This window comes from Streptomyces sp. NPDC002138, from assembly GCF_040296485.1.
Classification (GTDB): domain Bacteria; phylum Actinomycetota; class Actinomycetes; order Streptomycetales; family Streptomycetaceae; genus Streptomyces.
The window spans coordinates 104,972-112,314 of the sequence record NZ_JBEOXE010000026.1; the positions used below are offsets into that span (position 1 = coordinate 104,972).

Here is a 7,343-nt window from a genome sequence, read left to right on the forward strand (position 1 = left end):
ACGAGGCGGCGATGAGGGCACACGCGTGAGGGCGCGGCGGTGAGTGAGCGCGGCGGCGATGGCACGGGACAGATGGCACGAGACTGATGGGACGACTGTGATGGGACAACACGTCCAGGAGCCGGAAGCGGACGAGGAACTGGCCGCGCTCGCCCTGAAGATACTCGTGGCCGGAGGCTTCGGGGTCGGCAAGACCACTCTGGTGGGCGCGGTCAGCGAGATCCGCCCGCTGCGCACCGAGGAGTTGCTGAGCGAGGCCGGTGAACTGGTCGACGACACCGGTGGTGTGGACCAGAAGACCACCACGACGGTGGCGATGGACTTCGGCCGGATCACCATCAGGGAGGGCCTGTCGCTGTACCTGTTCGGCACGCCCGGGCAGGACCGCTTCTGGTTCCTGTGGGACGAGCTGTCGCAGGGCGCGCTGGGGGCGGTGGTGCTCGCGGACACCCGGCGGCTACAGGACTGCTTCCCGGCCGTGGACTACTTCGAGCACCGGGGCATCCCGTTCGTGGTGGCCGTCAACTGCTTCGCCGGGGCGCGCGATTACGGGGCGCACGAGGTGTCGCGGGCGCTGGACCTGGAGGCGGGGACGCCGGTGGTGCTGTGTGACGCGCGGGACAAGGACTCCGGGAAGGAAGTGCTGATCAGGCTGGTCGAGTACGCCGGGCGGCGGCACACCGCCCGGCTGCTCGACTCGGTGGAGCCGCAGGCGGACTCGGTGTGACGCATGAGCCATCTTCCGTGCCGTCGGGACATCCTCCTTGCCGGAAAGCCGCTGGTGGGGAAGGCTGGCGGCACGACGGTGCGGGGGTGGACGCGGCCGGGTCGGCCGGGTCGACGGGGAGGGGCGGAAAATGGCACTGGACAAGCAGCTCGACTGGCTGCTGGACGACCTGACGCGCAGGGTCCAGCAGGTCCGGCACGCGGTGGTGCTCTCCAACGACGGCCTGGTGACGAGTGCGAGCGCGGGTCTCGCGCGGGAGGACGCGGAGCACCTGGCGGCGGTCTCGGCCGGGCTGCAGAGCCTCGCGAAGGGGTCGGGACGGCACTTCCGGGCCGGTGAGGTGCGCCAGACGGTCGTCGAGTACGACGAAGGGGTGCTGCTGGTGATGGCGGCGGGCGCGGGCAGCTCGCTGTGCGTCCTGACCGCGACCGAGGCGGACTACGTACAGGTCGCGTACGAGATGACGCTGCTGGTCAACCGGGTGGGCGAGCACTTGGACGTCGCGGAGCGGCGGATCACGGGCGGCTGAATCCGGGGCGCGGATGCCGGGCGCGGGCTGCCCGGCCGGGGTCATCCCGCGGAGTTATCCACAGGCATTGCGGGGCTTCGTCGCGCTGCGTTACGGTCTTTACGCAGAGTAATCAACGCGTGCGGGGGAGGACCGTCATGGAGGTCAGCAGCAGGGTGCGGGTGCGGGGGCCGGTCTCGGTACGGGTGCCCGCGAGGGTGCCGGTGCCGGTGCCGGTGCACGTCGGGGTCGAGGGGCCGGCGTCGCCAGCGGCGGAAATCGTGGCGCCGGAGGTGGCAGCGGGGACTGGTCCGGGGCGTAATCCGGGGCCGGGGCGTGATTCGGAGCCTGGTGCGGGGCCGCGGCTCCGAAAGGCGCCGGAGGTGGTGGGCGGTGGCCGGGCCGCCGAGGAGTTGGGGCTGGGGCGGGGCGAGTTCGCCCGGGCCGTGCAGCTGGGCATGGTCCGGGCCGGGCCGTGCGCGACGAGCGGGGCCGCGCGCTTCGCGCGGGCCGAGCTGGACCGGGTCCGGGCGGTGGAGGGGTTCCCGGACGCCCTGCGGGAGCGGGTCCGGACGGTGGTCGCCGCGGGTGCGGCCGAGCTGTTGGGGATCAGCCCGGGCCGGTTCACCCGGCTCGCGCGTTGCGGGAGGGTCACCCCGGTGGGGTACCGGATCAATCGGTACCGGGCGGTCGTCTGGATCTATCTCGCCTCGGAGCTGCTCGAGTTCGCCCGGAGGGAGCCCGGGCTGATGCGTGGGAGCGCGCCCCCGGAGGACCGGGAGCTGATGGAGGCCCGGGCGGATCTGCGGCCCCGGCGCTGGCGCGGCCGGCACGTGGGGCTCCTGCTGAGACGTACGGCGGATCCGTGGGAGCGAGCGGCGGTCCTGGCCTCCGTGCTGCCGGAGGAGGAGCTGGAGCGGGCGGTGCCCGACCGGGCGGAGCGGATCCTGCTCACCGGGCTCGCCCCGCCCCCGCCCTACGGGCACCCGCAGATCCCGGCCGCGGCGGCCGTCGCGGCCGGGCTGCTGCGGGCCGATCCCCCGGACGAGCTGCGCTGGTACCGCACCAGCCTGGAGTTCGCCCTCGTCGGAGCGCGGGATCAGTCGAAGACGACGGGGGAGAGGGGGCCGACGTAGACCCAGGCGCCGCCTTCGCGGGAGAAGGTGCTGTGCTCGAGCAGCGATCCCGTGTGGCCGCCCTCGCGGTAGTGCGCCCGGAATTCCACCGTGCCCTCCGTCTCGAACATCCCGCCGCGCTCGGTACGCAGGATCTCCAGCCGCTCCCAGCGCTGTCCGGGATCCAGGTCGAGGCGTCCGGGGCGGGTCGAAGGGTGCCAGGAGCGGAGCAGGTACGCGGTGTCGCCGACGGCGAAGGCGCTGAACCGGGACCGCATCAGCAGCTCCGCCGTGGGCGCCTGCCGCTCGCCGGAGTGGAAGCGTCCGCAGCAGTCCGGGTAGGCGGCGGGCAGCCCGCAGGGACAGGGGAGGGCCGGGGTCGGCGTCGGCATGGGTGCGCTCAGCTCTTCGATGACGTTCGGGCGGGCGGAGGGATGGGGCGGAGGGGATCGGGAGGCCGGCCGGGCCGGTCGGTCAGGCGGGCTCCGACGGCTTCGGCGGCCCGGCCGGGTAGGGGCGGAACAGCCCCTCCTGCACGACCGAGACCAGCAGCCTGCCCTCCACGTCGTAGATGCGGCCGCGGGCCAGCCCCCGGCCACCGTGGGCGATGGGGGACTCCTGGTCGTAGAGGAACCATTCGTCCGCCCGGAACGGGCGGTGGAACCACATGGCGTGATCCAGGCTCGCCATGTCGAAACCGCGCATGCCCCACAGCGGCTCCACGGGGATGCGCACGGCATCGAGGAGAGTCATGTCGCTGGCGTAGGTCAGGGCGCAGGTGTGCACGAGGGGGTCGTCGCCCAGCGGGCCGACCGCCCGCATCCAGACGGCGCTGCGGGGATCGGCGTCCTTGAGGTCCTCCGGGGTCCAGCGGAGCCGGTCCACGTACCGGATGTCGAAGGGCTGGCGGCGGGCCATCCGCTCCAGGGCCTCCGGCAGCGCCCCCAGGTGCTCACGGATCTCGTCCGCGACCTTCGGCAGCGAGTCGGGGTGCGGAAAGTCCAGACGAGGAGGCAGCTGGTGCTCGATGCTGCCCTCCTCCGGCTGATGGAAGGAGGCGGTGAGGTTGAAGATCGTCTTGCCCTGCTGGACCGCGGTGACGCGGCGGGTGGTGAAGGAGCGCCCGTCACGCACCCGCTCCACCTGGTACACGATCGGCACCCCGGGAATGCCGGGGCGCAGGAAGTACGCGTGCAGCGAGTGGACCGGGCGGCCGCCCTCGGTGGTCCGGCCGGCCGCCACCAGCGCCTGGCCGGCCACCTGCCCGCCGAAGACCCGCTGGAGGGACTCCTGCGGGCTGCGGCCGCGGAAGATGTTGACCTCGATCTGCTCCAGGTCGAGCAGATCGACCAGTCTCTCGGCGGGGTTCGTCATCAGGGGTTCTCCACTGAGGTCGGGGGCGGCGGTGCCGGTGGCGTCGAGGGCGCCGGACGGATACGGGGGACGGTCAGAGCTCGCCGACGGCGGTGACCCGGACGACCGCCCGGCCCTCCTCGTCGGAGGCCGCGAGGTCGACCTCGGCGCTGATGCCCCAGCCATGGTCGCCGTTGGGGTCGGCGAAGGCCTGGCGGACGCGCCACAGGCCGTGCTCCGCGTCCTCCTCGATCATCAGCAGCTTGGGGCCGCGCGCGTCCGGGCCGGTGCCCAGGTCGTCGTACTCGTCCCAGTACGCGTCCATGGCGTCGCCCCACGCGTCGGCGTTCCAGCCGGAGTCGGAGTCCAGCTCGCCCAGCTCGTGGAGGTTGTCCAGGGCGGCCAGCTCCACCCGGCGGAACATGGCGTTGCGGACGAGGACGCGGAAGGCGCGGGCGTTCGCCGTGACCGGCTTGACCTGGTCGGCCTTCTCCTGAGCCTGTTCCGCCGTCTCCACCTCCGGGTTCGCCAGCTGCTCCCACTCGTCGAGCAGGCTGGAGTCGACCTGGCGGACCAGCTCGCCGAGCCAGGCGATGAGGTCCTGGAGGTCCTCGGACTTCAGGTCGTCCGGGATGGTGTGGTCGAGCGCCTTGTACGCGCCCGCGAGATAGCGCAGCACGATGCCCTCGGTGCGGGCCAGCTCGTAGAAGGAGGTGAATTCGGTAAAGGTCATCGCGCGCTCGTACATGTCGCGGATGATCGACTTCGGGGAGACGGGGTGGTCGCGGACCCACGGGTGGCTCTTGCTGTACACGTCGTAGGCGTGCAGGAGCAGCTCTTCGAGGGGCTTGGGATAGCTGACGTCCTGCAGCCGCTCCATCCGCTCCTCGTACTCGATCCCGTCGGCCTTCATCGCGCCCACGGCGATGCCGCGCTCCTTGTTCTGCTGGGCGGCGAGGATCTGGCGCGGGTCGTCCAGCGTGGACTCCACGACCGAGACCATGTCCAGCGCGTAGGAGGGGGACTCCGGGTCCAGCAGGTCGAAGGAGGCCAGGGCGAAGGTGGACAGCGGCTGGTTCAGCGCGAAGTCCTGCTGGAGGTCGACGGTGAGCCGGATGGTGCGGCCTTCCGCGTCGGGGGTGTCGAGCTTCTCGATCACGCCGCCGTCCAGCAGCGAGCGGTAGATCGCGAGGGCGCGGCGGATGTGGCGCAGCTGGTTCTTGCGCGGCTCGTGGTTGTCCTCGAGGAGGTGGCGCATCGCCTTGAACGCGTCGCCGGGTCGGGCGATGACCGACAGCAGCATGATGTTGGTGACCTTGAACCGCGAGGTCAGCGGCTCCGGGTCGGCGGCGATCAGCTTCTCGAAGGTGATGTCCGACCAGGCGACGAAGCCCTCGGGGGCCTTCTTGCGGACCACCTTGCGGCGCTTCTTCGGGTCGTCGCCCGCCTTCGCGAGCGCCTTCTCGTTCTCGATCACGTGCTCGGGGGCCTGCGCGACCACATAGCCCGCGGTGTCGAAGCCCGCCCGCCCGGCGCGGCCGGCGATCTGGTGGAACTCGCGGGCGCGCAGTGTGCGGACCCGGTTGCCGTCGTACTTGGTGAGCGCGGTGAAGAGCACCGTGCGGATCGGGACGTTCACGCCGACGCCGAGGGTGTCGGTGCCGCAGATGACCTTGAGCAGACCAGCCTGGGCCAGCTTCTCGACCAGTCGCCGGTACTTGGGCAGCATGCCCGCGTGGTGGACGCCGATGCCGTGGCGGACGTAGCGCGAGAGGTTCTGCCCGAACTTGGTGGTGAAGCGGAAGTGGCCGATCAGCTCGGCGATCTTGTCCTTCTCCTCGCGCGTGCACATGTTGATGCTCATCAGCGACTGTGCCCGCTCGACGGCCTGGGCCTGCGTGAAGTGCACCACGTACACCGGAGCCTGCCGGGTCTCCAGCAGTTCGGTGATGGTGTCGGTGATCGGCGTGGTGACGTACTCGTACGACAGCGGGACGGGCCGGGTCGCGGAGCGGACCACCGAGGTCGGCCGCCCGGTGCGCCGGGTCAGGTCCTCCTCGAACCGTTTCATGTCGCCGAGGGTGGCCGACATCAGGACGAACTGCGCCTGCGGGAGCTCCAGCAGTGGGATCTGCCAGGCCCAGCCGCGGTCCGGCTCGGCATAGAAGTGGAACTCGTCCATCACGACCTGGCCGATGTCGGCGTTGCGGCCGTCGCGCAGCGCGATGGAGGCCAGCACCTCGGCGGTGCAGCAGATCACCGGGGCGTCCGAGTTCACCGAGGCGTCGCCGGTCAGCATGCCGACGTTCTCGGTGCCGAAGAGCTTGCACAGCTCGAAGAACTTCTCCGACACCAGCGCCTTGATCGGCGCGGTGTAGAAGGTGACCTTGTCCTGGGCCAGGGCGGTGAAGTGAGCGCCGGCGGCCACCAGGCTCTTGCCGGAGCCGGTCGGGGTGGAGAGGATCACGTTCGCCCCGGAGACGACCTCGATCAGGGCCTCCTCCTGCGCCGGGTACAGGGTGATGCCCTGGTCCTCGGCCCACGAGGAGAAAGCCTCGAAGAGGGCGTCGGGGTCGGCGTTCGGCGGGAGCTGATCAATGAGGGTCACACCCCCCATCTTGCCTGGCTTCCCCCCGGATGAGGGAACCGGCGGCGGGAAAGAAGATCATCGAAGGTACGCTGTGCCGTCGACCGGGTCCGAACGAAACAGTCAACTGGGCCCGACTTCCACAGCACTGGGGCGGGAACGAGCATGATGGGTCCGGCGCACTCACTCTCCGGGGCAGCGGCCTGGCTGGGGGTGGGCGCGGCGACCGCGGCCGCCGGTTACCCCATGCCCTGGCCGGTCCTCGTCGTCGGGGCGCTCATCTGCGCCGGAGCGGCCCTGGCCCCCGACCTCGACCACAAGTCGGCGACGATCTCGCGCGCTTTCGGGCCGCTGTCCCGCGGCCTGTGCGAGGTCGTCGACAAGATCTCCTACGCCGTCTACAAGGCGACCCGCTCCCCGCGCGACGCCCGCCGGACCGGCGGTCACCGCACCCTCACTCACACCTGGCTCTGGGCGGTCCTGATCGGCGCCGGCGCCTCGGCGCTGGCCGCCACCACCGACCGCTGGGGCGTCCTGGTCCTGCTCTTCGTCCACCTCGTGCTCGCCGTCGAAGGCCTGCTCTGGCGGGCCGCCCGGATGTCCAGCGACGTCCTCGTCTGGCTGCTGGGCGCCACCAGCGCCTGGATACTGGCCGGGGTGCTGGACCAGCCCGGCAACGGCGCGAATTGGCTCTTCAGCGAGCCCGGCCAGGAATACCTCTGGCTCGGCCTGCCGATCGTGCTCGGCGCGCTGGTCCACGACATCGGGGACGCCCTGACCGTGTCGGGCTGCCCCGTGCTGTGGCCCATCCCGATCGCGGGCAAGCGCTGGTACGCGCTCGGCCCGCCGAAGATGATGCGCTTCCGCGCGGGCAGCTGGGTCGAGCTGAAGGTCCTCATGCCGGTGTTCATGCTGCTCGGCGGCGTGGGCGGGGCCGCGGCCCTCGGCTTCATCTAGGTGTATTGCCCCGGGAGGTTGTGGACGGGTGATGCAGGTCTCGGCTGAGGCGTCTTGAACGGGTGAGGGCCTTCCGGGTTCGGTGTGGATTGCGAC

At 71.3% G+C, this 7,343-nt stretch carries 7 protein-coding genes; 4 read left to right on the forward strand and 3 right to left on the reverse strand.

Annotated features, from left to right (window positions below; translation table 11 throughout):
• Positions 1–100: 100 nt before the first annotated feature.
• From ABT084_RS19035 to ABT084_RS19045, 3 genes are all read left to right on the forward strand, one after another.
• Positions 101–727, forward strand: coding sequence for a GTP-binding protein (locus ABT084_RS19035; RefSeq protein ID WP_351044979.1), 627 nt, complete (start codon positions 101–103; stop codon positions 725–727).
• Between the two features lie 130 nt (positions 728–857).
• On the forward strand, positions 858–1,256 hold the full coding sequence (locus tag ABT084_RS19040; RefSeq protein ID WP_351044980.1) for a roadblock/LC7 domain-containing protein: 399 nt from the start codon (positions 858–860) through the stop codon (positions 1,254–1,256).
• A 362-nt stretch (positions 1,257–1,618) separates the two neighbouring features.
• Entirely contained in the window at positions 1,619–2,371 is a 753-nt protein-coding gene (locus ABT084_RS19045; RefSeq protein ID WP_351044982.1) for a DUF6397 family protein, read from the forward strand.
• On the opposite strand, the gene ABT084_RS19050 is transcribed toward ABT084_RS19045, so the two are convergent.
• The 3 genes from ABT084_RS19050 to ABT084_RS19060 all read right to left on the reverse strand — a co-directional run bounded on the left by ABT084_RS19050 (position 2,335) and on the right by ABT084_RS19060 (position 6,311).
• Positions 2,335–2,742, reverse strand: coding sequence for a YchJ family protein (locus ABT084_RS19050; protein WP_351044985.1), 408 nt, complete (start codon positions 2,740–2,742; stop codon positions 2,335–2,337). The two genes, ABT084_RS19045 and ABT084_RS19050, sit on opposite strands and share 37 nt — an antisense overlap.
• Before the next feature lie 82 nt (positions 2,743–2,824).
• The gene (locus tag ABT084_RS19055) at positions 2,825–3,724 is read right to left on the reverse strand and encodes an acyl-CoA thioesterase (protein ID WP_351044987.1); all 900 of its coding nucleotides are present in this window, start codon (positions 3,722–3,724) and stop codon (positions 2,825–2,827) included.
• 73 nt (positions 3,725–3,797) lie between these two features.
• Positions 3,798–6,311, reverse strand: coding sequence for a DEAD/DEAH box helicase (locus tag ABT084_RS19060; RefSeq protein WP_351044990.1), 2,514 nt, complete (start codon positions 6,309–6,311; stop codon positions 3,798–3,800).
• A 144-nt stretch (positions 6,312–6,455) separates the two neighbouring features.
• Between ABT084_RS19060 and ABT084_RS19065 the strand changes: the two genes are divergently transcribed.
• On the forward strand, positions 6,456–7,247 hold the full coding sequence (locus tag ABT084_RS19065) for a metal-dependent hydrolase (protein WP_351044993.1): 792 nt from the start codon (positions 6,456–6,458) through the stop codon (positions 7,245–7,247).
• Positions 7,248–7,343: the final 96 nt, after the last annotated feature.

What these genes read in the sequence shown, in the direction of transcription:
- ABT084_RS19035 (WP_351044979.1), top strand. Translation starts at nt 101, where the DNA reads ATGGGACAACACGTCCAGGAGCCGGAAGCGGACGAGGAACTGGCCGCG.
- ABT084_RS19040 (WP_351044980.1), top strand. Translation starts at nt 858, where the DNA reads ATGGCACTGGACAAGCAGCTCGACTGGCTGCTGGACGACCTGACGCGC.
- ABT084_RS19055 (WP_351044987.1), bottom strand. Translation starts at nt 3,724, where the DNA reads ATGACGAACCCCGCCGAGAGACTGGTCGATCTGCTCGACCTGGAGCAG.
- ABT084_RS19050 (WP_351044985.1), bottom strand. Translation starts at nt 2,742, where the DNA reads ATGCCGACGCCGACCCCGGCCCTCCCCTGTCCCTGCGGGCTGCCCGCC.
- ABT084_RS19065 (WP_351044993.1), top strand. Translation starts at nt 6,456, where the DNA reads ATGATGGGTCCGGCGCACTCACTCTCCGGGGCAGCGGCCTGGCTGGGG.